General features: G+C 42.5%; 12 protein-coding genes. 4 read left to right on the top strand and 8 right to left on the bottom strand.

What is annotated here, in order from left to right:
• The first annotated feature begins 164 nt into the window (after positions 1-164).
• From tal to opcA, 3 genes are all read left to right on the top strand, one after another.
• Entirely contained in the window at positions 165-1,310 is a 1,146-nt protein-coding gene (tal, locus tag F8R90_RS02615; protein WP_196509369.1) for a transaldolase, read from the top strand.
• A 118-nt stretch (positions 1,311-1,428) separates the two neighbouring features.
• Entirely contained in the window at positions 1,429-2,958 is a 1,530-nt protein-coding gene (zwf, locus tag F8R90_RS02610; RefSeq protein WP_190899254.1) for a glucose-6-phosphate dehydrogenase, read from the top strand.
• 232 nt (positions 2,959-3,190) lie between these two features.
• Positions 3,191-4,558, top strand: a complete 1,368-nt coding sequence (gene opcA / locus F8R90_RS02605; protein WP_196509366.1) for a glucose-6-phosphate dehydrogenase assembly protein OpcA — start codon at positions 3,191-3,193, stop codon at positions 4,556-4,558.
• Between the two features lie 264 nt (positions 4,559-4,822).
• On the opposite strand, the gene F8R90_RS02600 is transcribed toward opcA, so the two are convergent.
• From F8R90_RS02600 to fraC, 4 genes are all read right to left on the bottom strand, one after another.
• Positions 4,823-5,479, bottom strand: coding sequence for a pentapeptide repeat-containing protein (locus F8R90_RS02600; RefSeq protein ID WP_196509363.1), 657 nt, complete (start codon positions 5,477-5,479; stop codon positions 4,823-4,825).
• 268 nt (positions 5,480-5,747) lie between these two features.
• Positions 5,748-6,527 carry an ABC transporter permease gene (locus F8R90_RS02595; RefSeq protein ID WP_196509360.1) on the bottom strand — a complete coding sequence of 260 codons (780 nt, stop codon included), beginning with the start codon at positions 6,525-6,527 and terminating at the stop codon, positions 5,748-5,750.
• A 66-nt stretch (positions 6,528-6,593) separates the two neighbouring features.
• Positions 6,594-7,601: a septal junction protein FraD gene (gene fraD / locus F8R90_RS02590; RefSeq protein WP_196509357.1), complete on the bottom strand. Its 1,008-nt coding sequence runs from the start codon at positions 7,599-7,601 to the stop codon at positions 6,594-6,596.
• 60 nt (positions 7,602-7,661) lie between these two features.
• A complete protein-coding gene (fraC, locus tag F8R90_RS02585) occupies positions 7,662-8,201 on the bottom strand; it encodes a filament integrity protein FraC (protein ID WP_196509355.1) in 540 nt (179 codons plus the stop codon).
• Between the two features lie 352 nt (positions 8,202-8,553).
• On the opposite strand from fraC, the gene F8R90_RS02580 reads away from it, so the two are divergent.
• The gene (locus F8R90_RS02580; RefSeq protein ID WP_069068662.1) at positions 8,554-9,690 is read left to right on the top strand and encodes a cob(I)yrinic acid a,c-diamide adenosyltransferase; all 1,137 of its coding nucleotides are present in this window, start codon (positions 8,554-8,556) and stop codon (positions 9,688-9,690) included.
• Positions 9,691-9,763: 73 nt separating this feature from the next.
• Here F8R90_RS02580 and F8R90_RS02575 read toward each other — a convergent pair whose 3' ends face one another.
• The 4 genes from F8R90_RS02575 to F8R90_RS02555 all read right to left on the bottom strand — a co-directional run bounded on the left by F8R90_RS02575 (position 9,764) and on the right by F8R90_RS02555 (position 17,013).
• Entirely contained in the window at positions 9,764-10,732 is a 969-nt protein-coding gene (locus tag F8R90_RS02575) for a response regulator (RefSeq protein ID WP_196509353.1), read from the bottom strand.
• Complete coding sequence (locus tag F8R90_RS32615; RefSeq protein WP_331000591.1) at positions 10,729-15,141, bottom strand: PAS domain S-box protein; 4,413 nt, start codon at positions 15,139-15,141, stop codon at positions 10,729-10,731. The genes F8R90_RS02575 and F8R90_RS32615 overlap by 4 nt, the downstream gene beginning before the upstream one ends.
• 811 nt (positions 15,142-15,952) lie before the next feature.
• The gene (locus F8R90_RS02560; RefSeq protein ID WP_190899245.1) at positions 15,953-16,192 is read right to left on the bottom strand and encodes a hypothetical protein; all 240 of its coding nucleotides are present in this window, start codon (positions 16,190-16,192) and stop codon (positions 15,953-15,955) included.
• A gap of 470 nt (positions 16,193-16,662) precedes the next feature.
• Complete coding sequence (locus F8R90_RS02555) at positions 16,663-17,013, bottom strand: hypothetical protein (protein WP_196509350.1); 351 nt, start codon at positions 17,011-17,013, stop codon at positions 16,663-16,665.
• Between the last annotated feature and the right edge of the window lie 251 nt (positions 17,014-17,264).

Here is a 17,264-nt window from a genome sequence, read left to right as displayed (position 1 = left end):
AATGCAGAATAGCACTTCTTAAAGATGTATTAAAGATTATCTCAGCTGGCCGATGCGATAAGTGATTGGCAACGCCACAATTCAAAAGTAACCATCAGCATTTGATGGGTTTTGCCAACTTTACTTAGAAACATCACTATACAGGAGTGAAACAAATTAGAGCTATGTCTACCAATCATCTACTAGAAATTAACCAATACGGTCAAAGTATCTGGATGGATAATTTGAGCCGTGACATTATTCAATCAGGCGAACTTAAAGACTTGGTTGAAAATCAAGGTATCTCTGGGATTACCTCTAACCCAGCTATCTTTGAGAAAGCGATCGCAGGTAATGTCATTTATGATGCCGATATAGAAGCCGGAGTTCGCGCTAACTTACCGACATACAAAATTTACGAATCGCTAGTTTTTGCAGATATCCGTAATGCTTGTGATATTTTACGCCCTGTTTATGAAGCCTCGAATAGACTAGATGGTTATGTGAGTATCGAAGTCCCACCAACTATCGCCCATGATACTGAAGCAACAATAACCGAAGCCCGGCGATATTTCCAAGAGATTGGTCGGGAAAATCTGATGATTAAAATTCCCGGCACAGAACCTGGTTTGCCAGCAGTGGAGCAGGTAATAGCCGAAGGGATGAATGTTAATATCACGTTGCTGTTTTCTGTAGAAAGCTACGTAAACACAGCTTGGGCTTATATTCGTGGCTTAGAAAAACGGCTGGCTGAGGGCAAGGACATTAGTAGAATTGCTTCAGTCGCTAGCTTCTTCCTCAGCCGGATCGATAGCAACATTGATGCCAAAATTGATGCTAAGTTGAAAAAAGGCGTTGATGATATTTCTGTGGAAGCAAAGCTAAGAGCTGTTAAAGGAAAAGTAGCGATCGCTAACGCTAAGATTGCGTACCAGGAATACAAGAAAATTATCGAGAGCGATCGTTGGCAAGCCTTGGCAGCAAAAGGAGCCACAGTACAGCGGTTACTTTGGGCTAGTACCAGCACCAAAGACCCCAACTACAACGACGTGATGTATATCGAAGAGTTGGTTGGCCGAGATACCGTTAACACCGTACCACCAGCGACGATTAAAGCTTGTGCCGATCATTGTAACGTGAGCGATCGCTTAGAAACAGATGTAGATAAAGCTTACACGCTGATCGAAAACCTCAAAGATCCCGACATCAACATCGATCTTGATGCCGTTATGGATGAACTGTTAGTTGACGGTATTGACAAGTTCATTCAGCCCTTCCAGTCCTTGATGAACTCTTTAGAAGACAAGATCAAGGTATTGTCGCCAGTGTAGGGGCTGGGTATTGGGGACAAGGGGGACAAGGGGACAAGGAGAATAACCCATGCCCAATGCCCCATGCCCCATGCCCAATCCCTAATCCAAAATCCCTAATCCAAAATCCAAAATTCCTATGGTCAGTCTGCTAGAAAATCCCTTGCGCGTTGGTCTGCAACAACAAGGGATGCCCGAACCCCAGATTATAGTTATCTTTGGCGCTTCTGGTGATCTCACCTGGCGCAAACTAGTGCCAGCACTTTACAAATTGCGGCGAGAACGGCGCATTCCGCCAGAAACTACCATTGTCGGTGTGGCACGACGAGAATGGAGCCATGAATACTTCCGTGAACAAATGCAAAAAGGCATGGAAGAGGCACATCCTGATGTCGATTTAGGGGAACTTTGGCAAGACTTCTCTCAAGGTCTGTTCTACAGTCCTGGGGATATAGACAACCCCGAAAGCTACCAGAAACTAAAAACCTTATTGAGTGAATTAGACGAAAAACGGGGCACGCGAGGTAATCGTATGTTCTACCTCTCCGTTGCCCCTTCATTCTTTCCCGAAGCTATTAAGCAGCTAGGAAGCGGCGGGATGCTAGAAGATCCCTACAAACATCGTCTAGTAATTGAGAAACCCTTTGGTCGGGACTTGGCCTCTGCCCAAAGTCTGAACCAAGTGGTACAGAAATATTGCAAAGAACATCAAGTATACCGTATTGACCACTACTTAGGTAAAGAAACAGTCCAGAATTTGCTGGTGTTTCGCTTTGCCAATGCGATTTTTGAACCCTTGTGGAATCGTCAATTTGTTGACCACGTGCAAATTACCGTGGCAGAAACCGTGGGCGTGGAAGACCGGGCTGGTTACTATGAAAGCGCCGGCGCACTACGGGATATGTTGCAAAATCACCTCATGCAACTTTACTGCCTAACGGCGATGGAAGCACCCAACGCAATGGATGCCGATAGTATCCGCACAGAAAAAGTGAAGGTACTCCAAGCTACTCGTTTAGCTGATGTTCACAATCTGTCGCGGTCAGCAGTCCGCGGTCAATACAGTGCTGGCTGGATGAAGGGTCAAGCAGTGCCAGGGTATCGGACAGAACCCGGCGTTGACCCCAACTCCACCACACCAACCTATGTAGCGATGAAGTTTTTGGTGGATAACTGGCGCTGGAAAGGTGTTCCTTTCTACTTGCGTACCGGAAAGCGGATGCCGAAAAAAGTGAGTGAGATTTCGATTCACTTCCGCGAAGTTCCGTCTCGGATGTTCCAATCTGCCGCCCAACAGACAAACGCCAATATTTTGACGATGCGAATTCAGCCCAATGAAGGTATTTCCTTGCGTTTTGATGTCAAAATGCCTGGGGCAGAATTCCGCACTCGTTCCGTTGACATGGACTTTAGTTATGGTTCCTTTGGCATCCAAGCAACATCCGATGCCTACGATCGCTTATTCCTTGATTGTATGATGGGCGATCAAACATTGTTCACACGGGCGGATGAAGTAGAAGCAGCTTGGCAGGTAGTAACACCAGCTCTTTCCGTTTGGGATGCACCCGCCGATCCTACTACTATTCCTCAGTATGAAGCCGGTACTTGGGAACCAGCAGAAGCAGAATTCTTAATTAACCAGGATGGTCGTCGCTGGCGCAGACTCTAGAAAGTTAGGAGTGATGAGTTAGGAGTGATGAGTTATCGGTGATAAATTATGAGTAATAAGTTATAAATTATGAGTTTTTGAGTTAAGAATTTCAGTTCTTTTAACTCCAAACTCTTAACTTTCACTCCTAACTTTTAACTCTTGTACAGACGCGATGAATCGCGTCTCTCCTAACTCCTAATTTCTAATTTCTAAATTATTCAACAAACAAAGCTGACAACTCAAAACTACTATGGCTCTCCAAGCTTCTACAATTTTTTCGCTCCAGGCACCGAAAGATATTTCGCTGAACGAAATAGATGCGGAACTGAATCAAATTTGGCAAAGTTACGGTATTACTGGCGATGACGGTGGACTTCCCAGTGCTACTAGGGCAACAACATTTACTTTAGTGGTCTACGAACCAGAAGAAACTCAGTATTTGTTGGCTGCTTTGGGATTTTACAACGGCCCAATTGATGGGATTTTAGGGCCACAAATGGCAGCAGCATTGCGAGAAGTGCAAAAGAAACATAGTCTGCCAGAAACAGGAACAGCAACACTAGAAACTCTCACCATATTACGAGAAGAATTCGCTAAAGGTCAGCGAAGTGGTTCTGTAGGAGAACATCCTGCTGGTGGGTTAAATAGTGGTAGCCCCAGAATTGCCGATGAAATAGCTCTCCGCAACCCCTGCCGCATCATTGCGTTATTTCCTATTGCTGGCGAAGATGAAGGGGTTAAAGCTCAAGTTTCTGCCTATTGCCCCATCCAAAAGCAATCGTCAAGCACACTTATCTGCTGCGAATACATCACTCTCAGTGGAACTGCTGCTGCCTTAGAACGCATCGGTGGCATGATTCCAGCATTGTTGATTGGCGGCTTGCCGAAGTTTCTCTGGTGGAAGGCAACACCAGACCCTAACAACAGTTTATTCAAGCGTCTAGCAGCAGTCTGCAATAATGTCATTGTAGATTCTTGCAACTTTAACGAGCCAGAAAGTGATTTACTCCGCCTACAAGAGTTGGTAGAAACGGGTGTACCTTTAGCTGACTTGAACTGGCGTCGCCTCGCATCATGGCAGGAATTGACAGCTGAAGCTTACGACTCTCCTAAGCGTCGTGCTGCCCTCAAAGAGATTGACCGGGTTACGATTGATTACGAAAAAGGCAACCCTGCCCAAGCTTTGCTGTTTTTAGGTTGGCTGGCAAGTCGGTTGGAATGGCAGCCAGTCTCTTATCAAAAGGAAAGCGGTGATTATGACATTACTCGCATCCGTTTTATAGCTCAAGACCAGCGACAAGTAGAAGCGGAGTTAGCAGGAGTTCCGGTTGCTGATGTAGGCGATATTGTTGGTGACTTGATTGCCTTACGCCTCAGTTCAACAAATCCGAAGGCAGACTGTGGTACAGTTATTTGCTCGGAAACTGGTGGTTGTATGCGGATGGAAACCCACGGTGGTGCCCAATCTGCCGGTCTGTTTCAACAGGTGACTTCACTTTCGGAACAAAAGGCGGAAGCATTGCTGAGTCAGCAGGTGCAACGCTGGGGCCGCGAGTCACTTTTTGAAGAAAGCCTGGGAGTGACAGCAAATATTTTCAAATTGGCAACTAATAGTTAGCTTCGCCTACAAAGAATAAAAGTTACCAAAATCAAATATAACCCCTCAAAATTTTTGGAATATCCAGAAACTTTGAGGGGTTTTGTATACAGAATTTTTTCAAAAATCAAATTGAATTCCTATATTAAGGTGGTCGAACTCACGTTTGCTCAACAAACTAGTTAATATCATGTTCAGATGATATTAATCTGGCAATTTGGGATTTTAGATTTTAGATTTCTCCTTTAATCCAAAATTCAAAATCTACAATTGCATAGCTTCTGACTAATAAATCACTATCTGAGGTTGCTCAATTGTGCCATCAGGCATGATAGTATCCCGAAACTTGGCATAAATCAGCTTTGTCTCCCAAAGGTTTGCTTTACTCAAGTTTGCCTTGGTTAAATTTGCCCATGTCAAATCTGCACCAGTTAAGTTGGCCTCAGTCAAATTAGCTTCTAGTAATTTTGCTCCACATAACTTTGCTCCTGTGAGATTTGCAAAACTTAAGTTAGCTTCAATCAGCGATGCTTCAATTAAATTGGCTTTACTTAGGTCTGCTTCTCTCAAATCCACATCACACAAAGAAGCACCCCAAAGATTACTACCTATGAATTTCACCCGCCATAAAAAAGTTCCGCACAAATTTGCTCTTTTTAAATCAGCATTAATCAAATTAGCTTCACACAAAGATGCTTCATACAAATTAGCATCACGTAAGCTAGCTTGCATCAAATTTGCGCCACTTAAATTAGCACGAGTGAGGACACAGCCACACAGATTTGCATCACGCAAATCCGCGCCTATGAAGTTAACACCACTTAAATCAATTCCTTTTAAGTCGATTCCACTCAAGTCACATCCACTGAAATCTCGGCGCTGAAAATATTTATTTGTGATTTGACTTAATACAAATTCTTGTTTATCAGCATAATTTTTCATGGTATTCACCTCTGGGTTTAATGTATCTCAAAGGTCGAGTGTGCTAGTTACCGTATATTGAGAGTACACCCCAAATGGAGATCAGCTGAGTAAATAATCAACAATAAATTCCCAAAAAAACGCCAATCACTTGAAAATAGGCTTTTTAAGTGGTTTTTAAAACAAAAAATGCTGACATAAGTCAGGAAATATTCATACAACAGGAGTCATTCAATTTTAGATTTTGAATTTTGATGAAGCAGCGTGGTGGCTTCCCCATGTCTAATTACTAAAATTCGCGTTGTGAGAAGATAAAAATAGCGATCGCTAACAACATGGCACTATAAACTAAGCCATAGCCAGCATTTGTAATCAGTGCAGTTATGTCAGGTAGTGCTTGCAGACCATAAACGGCATCATTTTTAAAATCTAATCGAGATAAATCTGGCAAGATGAGAAACAAACCTTGGGTTAAACGTTCCATACCAGGGTTACGGCTAAGACGACCAAGTTGTACTAAATCTTGAGTAATATTTCCGATTAGATATACCGCAAAGGTTAAAACAGTCGCTAGCAGTGAACCAGTAAAAACACCGAAGGTAATAGCCATAGCGGTGATTAATGACAACTGTAATAATAAGAAAATTGCCGCAATTAAAATGCTCGCCGTTGGATGAGGGATATTACCAAATTGCAGAAAGACTAGATAAATTGCTGTCATCGTGGCGATAAGTACAGCTATTACTGCGGATAAACCCAAGTATTTGCCGATAATAATTTCGCTGCGGCTGACAGGTTTAGCAATTAACACCAAAATAGTGCGTTTTTCAATTTCTTTATTAACTAGTCCCGTACCAATAAATATTGCCACAATTAACCCGATGGCATTCATTGCCGCCATCCCAAAGTCTAAAAACATTTTGTCTTCAGCCGTTGCTGCAAATTCAGGAAGGACGCGGAAGGCAGTGGCGAGTATTAGCGCATAAAAACCAATAATATATAGGATGCGATCGCGTACCACTTCCTGAAACACATTCTTTGCCAATACAAAAATTCTGTTATTAGTCATTTGTCATTAGTCACTTGTACTGAGCGTAGTCGAAGTATTGGTAATTAGTTTTTTTACCCTGCTCCCTTACTGCTGCGGAGGCGGTGATCCTGCAATAAGTTTACTGGCGCGATCGCATTCTATTTCTGCAACTGTAATCTTATTGTCTGAATTGCTAGTTGCTGCAACTGGTTCAATCCGACAAGATTTTTTCAAGTAATAGCCCCGTGGATTAGAACTTGGCCCTATCCAAATGCTTAATAAATCTAATATATATCCAGATTTAGTATTAGCTACACGCGGTTCAACGCGCCATAGTTCCTTCTCTTCATATTTCCCCAGGTTCTTTTGAATTACTTCTCTACCCAGAGTTCCTACCCGCTGTCTTGCATCTAGTAACCATTTCTCTACTTCTGACCAAGGTGTTGCGGCTATTTGTTCTACTACTATTGGTTGAAGTCTTTCTAGAATTACAACACCGTTTCGGGGAATTTTTACTCGTTCTTCTGTTCTGACAACAATGGTACTATTTTTAAAAGTATCTGCCTGCAAACTGGGATATTGTAGTAACCAATTATCCATCACAAAGTAAAACTGAATCCAGCAACTTAGCAGCATACTACTAGCAACTAAAACTATGATTCTTTGGCGATCTTGTGGTTTAGGGATTCGAGCCTTAGCGTCAGTATCACTTCCTTCAATAAATTCGGGTATTGCCGTAATTAGCGCTGAAATTGTCGGCCAAAAAATGATTGTTCTTGGTGTAATTACATCCTCTTGACTTCCAAATGCAAAAACACTCACTAAGAATCCAGTGATCACTGCCCCGACTGGCATAAAAGTACCAGGAACTCTCAGAGGATCTTCAGTTGTATACCAAGCTGTGCCGGCAATTAAAAATAACCAACCAAAAAAAGCGATTATATCTTTGATATAACCTGTAGCAAAATATGAAGTTACCCAAGAAAAAACACTCAGATAAATAAATGTTTGCCAAGAATAAGCTTTGGGTGGAACTAATACCTTTCTAATTCCCGCGTAAAGCCCTTCCGCAAATTTAAAAACTCCAAATACATCTTTCAGTAGCGTATTCATTTTATTCCCTCCAGATGATTAATTAATCACTAGTCTTCCTTTTAATTAAGTAACTTTTTGCTACTTGGAACGAAACAATAAAATAATTGTTATAGCACTATAACTCAGAGAATTCGCTATTAATGTAGTAATTACTAAATTACTACTTTGTAATTTAGCACTGCTAAAAGTACGCCATCGCCGCCGTTGAGATGTTTGAGGCTCCTCTTCTTTTTTAGCAACTGGTTCACTCAATGATATTAGTAACACCCTTAAAATGAAAAATTTCATTATAAAAGTAGCAAAAAAAATTATAGAAGCGATTAAAATGATTAAAGTTTGTGTATTTGCTGATTTAAAATTATTAAAAAGCATATAGTTAATCAATTCTGATTTCACCTGTATCGGCAACATTGGTTCTGTTACAAAAAATATGATCCAACCAATTACACTAGAAAATAGATTGATAGAAATTGCATAAAAAGTGCTAGTTTTTTTGTCAAATTTTAGTCGTTTGTGCAAAACATATGCTTCGATGGGGATGGCAATCAGTACAAATAAAAAGTCAAACAGAATTCCACCAATAGGAAAAATCCTGGGAAGCATCCAATTTTCAGGCATAAATGGTCAAGAGTAAGGATTAACTGTAGAGAGTATAACTGGGATAGTGAGGGTGATGGGGGAAATTATAAAAAGGCGGCGGGAAAAGCCAATATTCTAAAGATGGGATGATAGACACCCCGATGCCATTGACAGTTAACAGTTAACAGTCAACAGTCAACGTGAAATCCCCTTTTAGGCGTGGGAGTAGCTTAACTGATTGTTTTTGTCCTTTACTATGCTAGTGTGCCAGTATTCCCTTATTGATATTATTAATACATCATACGGACGCACTAGTGGGGCAGTTTCTCTACCTAAGAGTACAAGACGTTAGGTAAGATTAAAGACTGCCATAGTTATAGCTTTTTGAAAAATGACAAGGAACGGTATTGGTATTCGCACGGCGCAAGTGCGTCAGGAACGGCTCATTGGTCAAATTCACGTCTATGATGGTCTGGGTAAAGGTAAATCTCAAGCGGCTTTGGGAGTGGTTTTGCGCTCTATTGGCTTGGGGATAAATACGCCTAGCAATTCTAACCGGGTTTTACTGCTGCGGTTTTTAAAAGGGCCGGAACGTGATTATGACGAAGATGGCGCGATCGCAGCTTTACAGCGCGGGTTTCCCCATTTAATTGACCAAGTTCGCACCGGGAGAGCCGAATTTTTTGGGCCAGAGGAAATTACCACTTTTGACCGAGATGAAGCGATGCGGGGTTGGGATGTAGCCAAAGGTGCGATCGCTAGTGGTTTATATTCAGTTGTCGTTTTGGATGAAATTAACCCCGTTCTGGATTTAGGTTTGCTACCAGTGGATGAAGTGGTAAAAACATTAAAATCCAAACCCCAAGAGTTGGAAATCATCGCCACCGGACGCGCTGCGCCGCAAAAGTTGCTTGATATTGCAGATTTGCACTCAGAAATGAAACCTCATCACCACCCAACAGCCAAAGCCCTCTTCCTTGAAGGGATTGAAATTTATACTGGTGCTGGTAAAGGTAAGTCTACTAGTGCTTTGGGCAAAGCCTTACAGGCAATTGGTAGGGGAATCAATCATCCAGGGTCTACCCGTGTGTTGATTATGCAGTGGCTTAAAGGTGGTAGTGGCTACACAGAAGATGCTGCGATCGCTGCCTTGCAGCAGTCATATCCAGAAGTGGTGGATCATCAGCGCTGCGGTGGAGATGCGATCGTCTGGCGAAATTCTCGGCAAGAATTAGATTATGTAGAAGCCGAACGGGGTTGGGAAATTGCGAAAGTTGCGATCGCCTCTGGTCTGTATAAAACCATTATTCTCGATGAACTAAATCCCACTGTTGACTTAGAATTACTCCCCGTTGAACCCATTGTTCAAGCTTTACTCCGCAAACCCCGCGACACCGAAATTATTATTACTGGTCGCTGTCAAAATCCACCCGCGTACTTTGACTTGGCTAGCGTCCATTCAGAGGTTTATTGCCACAAACACTATGCTAATCAAGGCGTAGAACTTAAACGAGGGGTAGATTTTTAAAAGAGTCATTGGTCATTAGTCATTAGTAATTAGCTATGGACTTTTGATACTAATGATTGTGACAGATGAAGCACTAGCGGGAATTTTTACTTTTGGGTAGTAGAATATTTTGCACAAAGCGATCGCGTCCTGCTGCCTTTGCTTGATACAACGCCCGATCTGCGGCGGCAATCATTTCTTCTATGTCAGAATCTGGCTGAGGAATTTCTGTCGTAAAGCCGGCACTCAGGGTTACATAAGGACTAACTTGGGAATTTTTATGAGGAATTGCTAATGTGCGGACAGCATGGCAAATTTTATCGGCAACATGAGTTGCGCCTTCGGTGTCTGTGTTAGGTAAAATCACAGCAAATTCTTCCCCACCATAACGGGCAACTAAGTCTCCGGGACGTTTAATAATATCTTTGATGGCTTTAGCAATTTCTTGCAGACAGCGATCGCCTACCCGATGACCATAGGTATCGTTATATAATTTGAAGAAATCAACATCGCAAAGAAGCAGGGAAAGAGACTGTTGATCCCGTTTCATCCGCTGCCATTCTTGGTGAAAATACTCTTCAAACCGTCGGCGGTTAGCTACTTGAGTTAATCCATCGATAGTAACTAATCGCTGCAATTCCAGATTAACGGCTTCCAGTTTTTGCTGTAACTGAGATTGCTCAATCAAGCGTTTTACCCGTTGTCGCAAAACTGCCCAGTGGATCGGTTTGGTAACATAATCCATTGCCCCCACTTCAAATGCACGGTCAACTGATTCTTGATCTTCAAGTCCTGTAACCATTAAAACTGGAGTGTACTTGCTACAATCAAGACGTTGTAACTGAGTGCAACACTCAAACCCATCCATATCTGGCATTAAGGCATCAAGAAGTACTATATCAGGGTGTAGTTTGTTAAAAGCAGTTACAGCCTCTATGCCATTTTGAGCTTCCGCTATTTGATAGCCTTCCCGCTCCAAGAAATGCCGCAGTATCATGCGGATAAAGGGTTCATCATCAACAATTAGAACTAAAGATTGACTTCCTTGAGCAGTGGCATTCATGTTGCTTCCTTCGCAAGTTCTGTTTCTAAAACAGTTTTAACTTGTTCATATTCTTGATATAGTTTTGACAGTAATTCTACGCTGTTTTCTAATTTACTGCTGCGTCCTTGTGCTTCTAACACCTTGCCAAGCTGCGCCAAGGCGATCGCTCCAACAGAAGCACTGCTGGACTTGAGTCGGTGGGCTGTGTTCCATACAGTCTTGGTATCCTGAGTTGCGATCGCTGTGCTGATATCTTCCATCAATCTCAGTGTCTCTGTAAGATAACACTCAATCAGTTCAGCAAATGCCACATGATCGTCTCTGACCATATCCCGCAAAGATTGGAGAATTTTGGGATCAATATTGGCGCTTTTTAATGTCTGGTTTTGCCCTAACTGGAGGATATTTGCCGAAGGTTGCAATTCTAAGCACATCACTCTACCTTGTTTCCCTATAGAAGTGAATTTAGAACTTCTTTGGGGTGGACATTTGCTGAGGGCTTGAGCTAACTCATGAAGATGAATCGGTTTACTAATGTAGTCATCCATACCAGCAGCAAGACAGACTTCGCGATCGCCTTGCATTGCATTGGCAGTTATCGCAATGATATGGGGACGGAAACCCACTTCCCATTCTTGACAGATTCTCCGAGTTGCTTCTAACCCATCCATTTCGGGCATATGGATATCCATCAACACTAGGTCATAGGGCTGTTTTTGCAAAGCCTTGAGCACTTCTACCCCATTAGTTACGACATCCGCCCCATAACCCATTTTCTGTAGCATGAGTAGGGCAACTTTCTGATTTACAACCGTGTCTTCTGCCAGGAGAATTCGCAGTGGTAGTCGATGGGCCAAATGCCGATCAACCAAGGAAAAATGAGAAATATTGGCTTGGGTTGGCTGATTTCCCAAAACACGGGTAATAACATCGTAGAGTTGAGACTGTTTAATGGGTTTACTCAAAGAGGCAGCAAACTGGACATCATTAAAGTCAGAGGAAGTTTCTAGTCTACCCAAAGGGGTCAGAATCACCAAAGGTAGATTTTGACAACCAGATTGCTTGCGGATTTGACGAGCTAGTGTTATGCCATCCATTTCTGGCATCTGCATATCTAAAATGGCAATATCAAACTGCATTCCATTAGCAAGTTGAGCTAAAGCTTCTTTACCAGATTTGGCAGCATAAGTTTGCATTTTCCAAGATTCTGCTTGCAAGCGGATAATTTTGCGGTTGATTAGATGATCATCCACAATCAACAGGCGTTTTTTGGCAAGCTGCACTGGCGAATTACTAAATTCAGCTTGTTCTGACTGAGCAGCCACTTTGGTAGTAATCGTGAAATAGAATGTCGAACCTTGGGAAAATTTTCCACTTTTCCATCTAGGGCTAGGATTGCCACCGACAAACCCTTGGCTTTCCACCCAAAGAGTGCCGCCCATCAACTTACTGAGTCGCTTGCTGATGGCCAGCCCCAATCCTGTGCCGCCATATCGCCGAGTCATGGAGACATCAGCCTGAGTGAAGGGTTGAAATAACCGCTCTATTTTCTCTGGTTCGATGCCAATACCTGTATCTTTGATGGCAAATTGAATTTCGTAGAGAAATTGTGGCTCTCCAACAGGTATCGAGGACTGGGAAGAATTTTCTTTATCCAAATCAACAGAACAGGCATATGCTGCGCGATCTGGCTCCTGCTGCAACCAGAGTGAGTTGAGGTTTGAATCCCCCACTTCTTCATTCTCCCAATGCAAAGGAGCTTCTCCAAGAGTTGGAGAGACTTCCGCCGTCAGATGCCCGAAGGGCTGTAGGACGATGGCATCTTCCCAAGTAGAGTAACTCGCTGGTAAGGTTGAATCCCCATCTGAGTGGAACCTCATGCCTCCTGCCGACGCTCCAGGATGAGCTACTGCTGCGCTATCTATCCTGCCTTTTTCAAGAGTCCCTAGTTCAACAGAAAGTACCACTTCTCCATTTTCAGTAAACTTAATCGCATTGTTGAGGAGATTCATCAAAACTTGGCGTAGACGAGTCATATCGCCGATGATCTGAGTGGGAACTTGCGGCTGGATCAGGTAAGCTAATTCGATATCCTTTTGAGCAGCTTTAGGGGCTAATAGAGAAATAGCCTGTTCCACACAAGCCCTCAAATCAAAAGGCTGTTCTTCTAATTCCAGTTTGCCCGACTCAATTTTGGAGAAATCTAGAATGTCGTTGATGATGGTGAGCAAAGCATCTCCGCTACTGCGAACTGTTTCCACAAAGTCTTGCTGTTGAGGGGTAAGGTCAGTATCCAGCAGGAGATCAGTCATGCCAATAACAGCATTCATTGGGGTACGGATTTCGTGACTCATCATCGCCAAAAACTCACTTTTTGCCCGATTTGCAGCTTCTGCCTGACGTTTTGCCCGTTCCAGGGCAAAGTTTTTCAAGGTAAGTTCTTCTCGTTGGCGGGTTTCTTGTTCCAGTAAGTGAGCCTGCGCTAGAGCAATACCCAGTTGAGCCGCCACTGCTTCTAGTAATTCGATTTCGTCTTGTGTCCACTGGCGAAAATAGCTGCACTGATGTAAGCCGATCGCACCATTGGGTTCTCCTTGATAGGAGGTGCGGATTGACAGCATAGATTTCAGCCCAATTTGTCGGCAGATAGGTTCAGCCGCCTGGAGTAAAGGATCAACGTACACATCTGGAGAAGCGATCGCTATTTCTTGCGCCATCATCTGCTCGGCATGGGGATTGTTGGTCATGGGAACTTCCAATTTCAACATGGAGCAGTAACCAGGGAGTGTATTATACTCAGCTACTAGGGGGATTCGGGGTGTGGGGTCGCTAATGTAAGAATGAATCAGACAGCGTTCCGCTCCAAATGCTTTTCCAATTTGGGTAGCAGCCGTCTCAAATATTTTTCTGCTATCAAGACTTTGACGAATTTCCTGAGTAATTTGTTCAAGTAGTAGGGTTCGATGCAATTGCCGTTGCAGCGCTTCTTTGGCTCGTTTATTTTCGGTAATGTCGTGATTGATGCCAACAATGGCAACAGTTTTCCCCTGTTCATCCTGTAAACAGACGACAGTTGTTTCGCAAATTCCCTCACTGCCGTCTTTACGAATAAAGTTTATTTCCCCTGACCAGCGTCCTTCCTGGTTGATTATTTCAAAAATTTTGGCGCTTAATGTGGCGGCTGCTTCCGGTTTATACAAAATAGTGGGAGTCTTAGCTAAAATCTCTGCTTTGCTATAGCCAAACATGTTTTCGGCAGCAGGATTCCAGTCAATAATATTTTCGTTTAAATCTGTGATAATTACGCCATCATGCATGTTTTCAAAGGTGAGGGCTTGACGACGCAGACTAGCTTCGGCAAGTTTGCGTAAGCAAAGCTCGTTGTAGACATCGCTAATATCTGTCTGAATTCCAATAAAGTGGCTTAACTTGCCATTTTCGTCATGGATAGGAGAAATACTCAATTCATTCCAGAACAAGGTACCATCTTTGCGATAGTTGCGGAGAACAACTTTGCAACTTGTTCCAGCTTGAATAGATGAACGCAGGTCATTGAGCGCTGGTTGCTGGGTATCTGTGCGTTGCAAAAATCGACAGTTTTGCCCAATCACATCAGTAGCACTGTAGCCTGTTATTTGCTCAAAGGCGCGGTTGACGTATATAACCGGATTGTAAGCGAGTCTAGCATCGGCAATAATAACTCCATTACTGCTAGCAGCCAGTGCCCTCTCCCTCAGTCTCAAGGTTTCTTCAACCAGCTTCAAATCAGTAATGTCAAACATAAACCCTCTCAGCATAGTAGGGGTTCCTGCTTGCTTAACTACGCTAATAACGTCTCGCAGCCAAACAACCCGCCCATCGGCTGCTAACATCCGGTATTCCAATTCGTGATCCTCGCACCTAGCAGTTGCTTCTTGGCAAAAACGAACAGACTTTTCCAAGTCATGTGGATGTACATGATTGATCCAAAAGTTTTCTTCGTACCACTCTGCGATCGGATAATTTAGCAAGTCTACCGCTTGTGGCCCAACGTAAATAAATTGCCAAGTCTTCAAATCTAATTCCCAAGGAATGACTTTGACAGTTTCCAGCAACTGTCGCCAACGATTTTCGCTAGTGCGGAGGGCAATTTCTACCTGCTTCTGTTCAAAAATCCTGTGAGTTAACTCCTGATTTCTTGCTGTTATCTCTTGGTTACTTGCTTTGATCTCCAAGACAAAATAGTTTGATAATGTCAGCGTGACAATAACCAATGACCCTGCAATCAATACTACTTGTGTTAATAACCCCGGAGTTTGAATTAAAAGTCTCTGCCAGAGTAGGACTACAGAGATTGTGAAGAAAATCCCCAGCAACAGCGCTAGTAATTTTCGTTTGCGGAAAAATGTCACAGCGTTGAACCAGTCATATCGGTGCTGTTTGATCACTGATTAACCCTCTAGCACTTTCAGGGCTTATTGCACTAACTTTTACTTTTAAGTAATCTAAAATATCAATAGCAATAGCAAGGGGGCAATTACGGAATTTATTTATAAGTAAAATATATGCATATATAGTGGTTCCTGCATAAGTACTGTGGCCGGAGTTTGCCTACCTTTAACAAGAAGCAAAATCCCCTTGTTAAGCCCCAAGTCTTGTTAATTGAGATTGGTAGATGGATTTCTGCCATGCTGTACTAGGCTTTTCTACGAGACGCGATCGCGATCGCTAATGTGTCGCTGACGCAAACAAACTTAAAGTTACTGGCTCACCAACATAGACGCGCAAAGGCTTACTGTTTAGTCAATTGGCAAGTGTGGCTCGGAAACTCAGATTTTAAAAGGTACAATACAAAGGTCAATATGCTCGTTGGCAACATCCAGAATTTTTAAGTGAAGAGTGAATTGCAATCTGGAGTGTAAGCGATGTCTAAGGGCGGGCTATCTGGTGTCGGATTTTTAATTCTTTAATCACAAGTGCATAGATACCTAGAGGCGAGCTTCCTGTACCCCTACTTTTAAGAAAGCTACGCCCATGATCAAAAGAAAAGGGATTAAGAGCAAGGGTTAAAGGAATTGAATTTTCCTTTTTCCCTTAACCCTTCCCTTTTGACATCAAGAGTGCAAAACGTCATGAACAGAGTGAGCATAAAGCGCCCGCCATGCAAGCACAATTCCAAACGAAAATCTCTTTCCCTGTTCCCTATCACTGTAAGCTGTTCCCTATTTTCAAGATAGGTCTATTGCCTATACTTATACTTTAAATCACAGCTTCTTCTTGGCGTTGACAATCAAAAACAACCATGTAGGAAGCATTTGGTATTTCCTGGGGGAGGTGCCGCATATAGCCATCGGCATCAGAACGGCTGCGGAAGCGAGCAACAATCTCCCGTTGCGTATTAGGAAGTAGACGAGCGATCGCCCAAGAATTGAGGCGTTCTTTATAGGCAATAGCTTGATTGTCTGATTTGGAAGCTTTGTAATCCGTATTATCTGGCATAATTATGTTATCCGTATGAAGTTTAATGAAAGGCGTTAATTAGTTTCTAAGTAGGAATGCACCAACACTTTTTTTAATGCTGCTGCCACCTTGTTATTCGATTATTTAAAAATTGTCAACACTTAGCGCTCTATTTTAGACCCCCTAAGTTGTAATTTTCAGGTGCCTATGAATCTCAAAGCCTTAATTTGCAATTGTTTCCAGGACACAATAATACTCAAGCAGAAAGTTTGGCAAATATTGGGTTTGCATGATTTGTATGCATACACATAAGTAAAATCTGTATCAGTGCTAAAAGAAATGCCAATGTATTAAAATCTCAGTTGAGAATGAATAATAACCTGCGTAGAATTAATGGGCGCAGACACACTCTTAATTTTTCTATAGTGCAAGCAGTAAAGATATATTGCGGGCATTGCGGAGCAACTCGTGCTCCGCTCCTGAATTCTTTTTCAATTCTACCTATCTCTTCACCACTCTTTATCTAGTAGGGATTCAAATTCAGCTTGTAAGGCGCTTATATCAGCCAATCTTGCGACTAGTAAATTATCCTTACCAGCATCACTTAAACGGACTTTCCAATAACGAATACTGTCTGAGTTGTTCAACCAAAACTGAATCACGGTATCTACCACTTGATCTAGATTCCAACCCCACTTTGCTGGAACTGATTCCACCGATTCTAGAAACGTATCTAGTCTACATGTATGCATTCCCAGGTATTCCACGCCTTGGTGGGGTGGTTTTTGCCCATTTTGCTGTTGGTGATTAAAAAACTGCAAAAGTGGAGATACTCCTACAATATCAAAAGTGTATTTCATGCTAGTACTCCCAATTTTAAATTCCTTGCAGGAAAGCTTTATTTTTGTTCTAACATAATGCCTAAAAACTAGCTAAAGCATCTAGAAAAAGTCTAGTTTTTGTCTATATCATAGGCATTAATTTTCAGCCATGAATTAGCACTAACAAGCCTTGAGTGCTAATATTTTTTAATTGTTTAATTTCTTATTAAAGTTAATTATGTCAACTTCTACGCTCGGAAGATAACTTGCTAATTTGAGGTCATCAGTTA

This window comes from Nostoc sp. NZL, from assembly GCF_015714705.1.
In the GTDB taxonomy this organism is placed as follows: Bacteria; Cyanobacteriota; Cyanobacteriia; order Cyanobacteriales; family Nostocaceae; genus Nostoc; species Nostoc foliaceum_A.
This window is presented reverse-complemented; position numbering and strand designations above follow the sequence as displayed.

Bases quoted from the DNA above. Each gene is read 5' to 3' on its own strand.
- tal (WP_196509369.1), top strand. From the start codon at position 165: ATGTCTACCAATCATCTACTAGAAATTAACCAATACGGTCAAAGTATC.
- zwf (WP_190899254.1), top strand. From the start codon at position 1,429: ATGGTCAGTCTGCTAGAAAATCCCTTGCGCGTTGGTCTGCAACAACAA.
- opcA (WP_196509366.1), top strand. From the start codon at position 3,191: ATGGCTCTCCAAGCTTCTACAATTTTTTCGCTCCAGGCACCGAAAGAT.
- F8R90_RS02600 (WP_196509363.1), bottom strand. From the start codon at position 5,479: ATGAAAAATTATGCTGATAAACAAGAATTTGTATTAAGTCAAATCACA.
- F8R90_RS02595 (WP_196509360.1), bottom strand. From the start codon at position 6,527: ATGACTAATAACAGAATTTTTGTATTGGCAAAGAATGTGTTTCAGGAA.
- fraD (WP_196509357.1), bottom strand. From the start codon at position 7,601: ATGAATACGCTACTGAAAGATGTATTTGGAGTTTTTAAATTTGCGGAA.
- fraC (WP_196509355.1), bottom strand. From the start codon at position 8,201: ATGCCTGAAAATTGGATGCTTCCCAGGATTTTTCCTATTGGTGGAATT.
- F8R90_RS02580 (WP_069068662.1), top strand. From the start codon at position 8,554: ATGACAAGGAACGGTATTGGTATTCGCACGGCGCAAGTGCGTCAGGAA.
- F8R90_RS02575 (WP_196509353.1), bottom strand. From the start codon at position 10,732: ATGAATGCCACTGCTCAAGGAAGTCAATCTTTAGTTCTAATTGTTGAT.
- F8R90_RS02560 (WP_190899245.1), bottom strand. From the start codon at position 16,192: ATGCCAGATAATACGGATTACAAAGCTTCCAAATCAGACAATCAAGCT.
- F8R90_RS02555 (WP_196509350.1), bottom strand. From the start codon at position 17,013: ATGAAATACACTTTTGATATTGTAGGAGTATCTCCACTTTTGCAGTTT.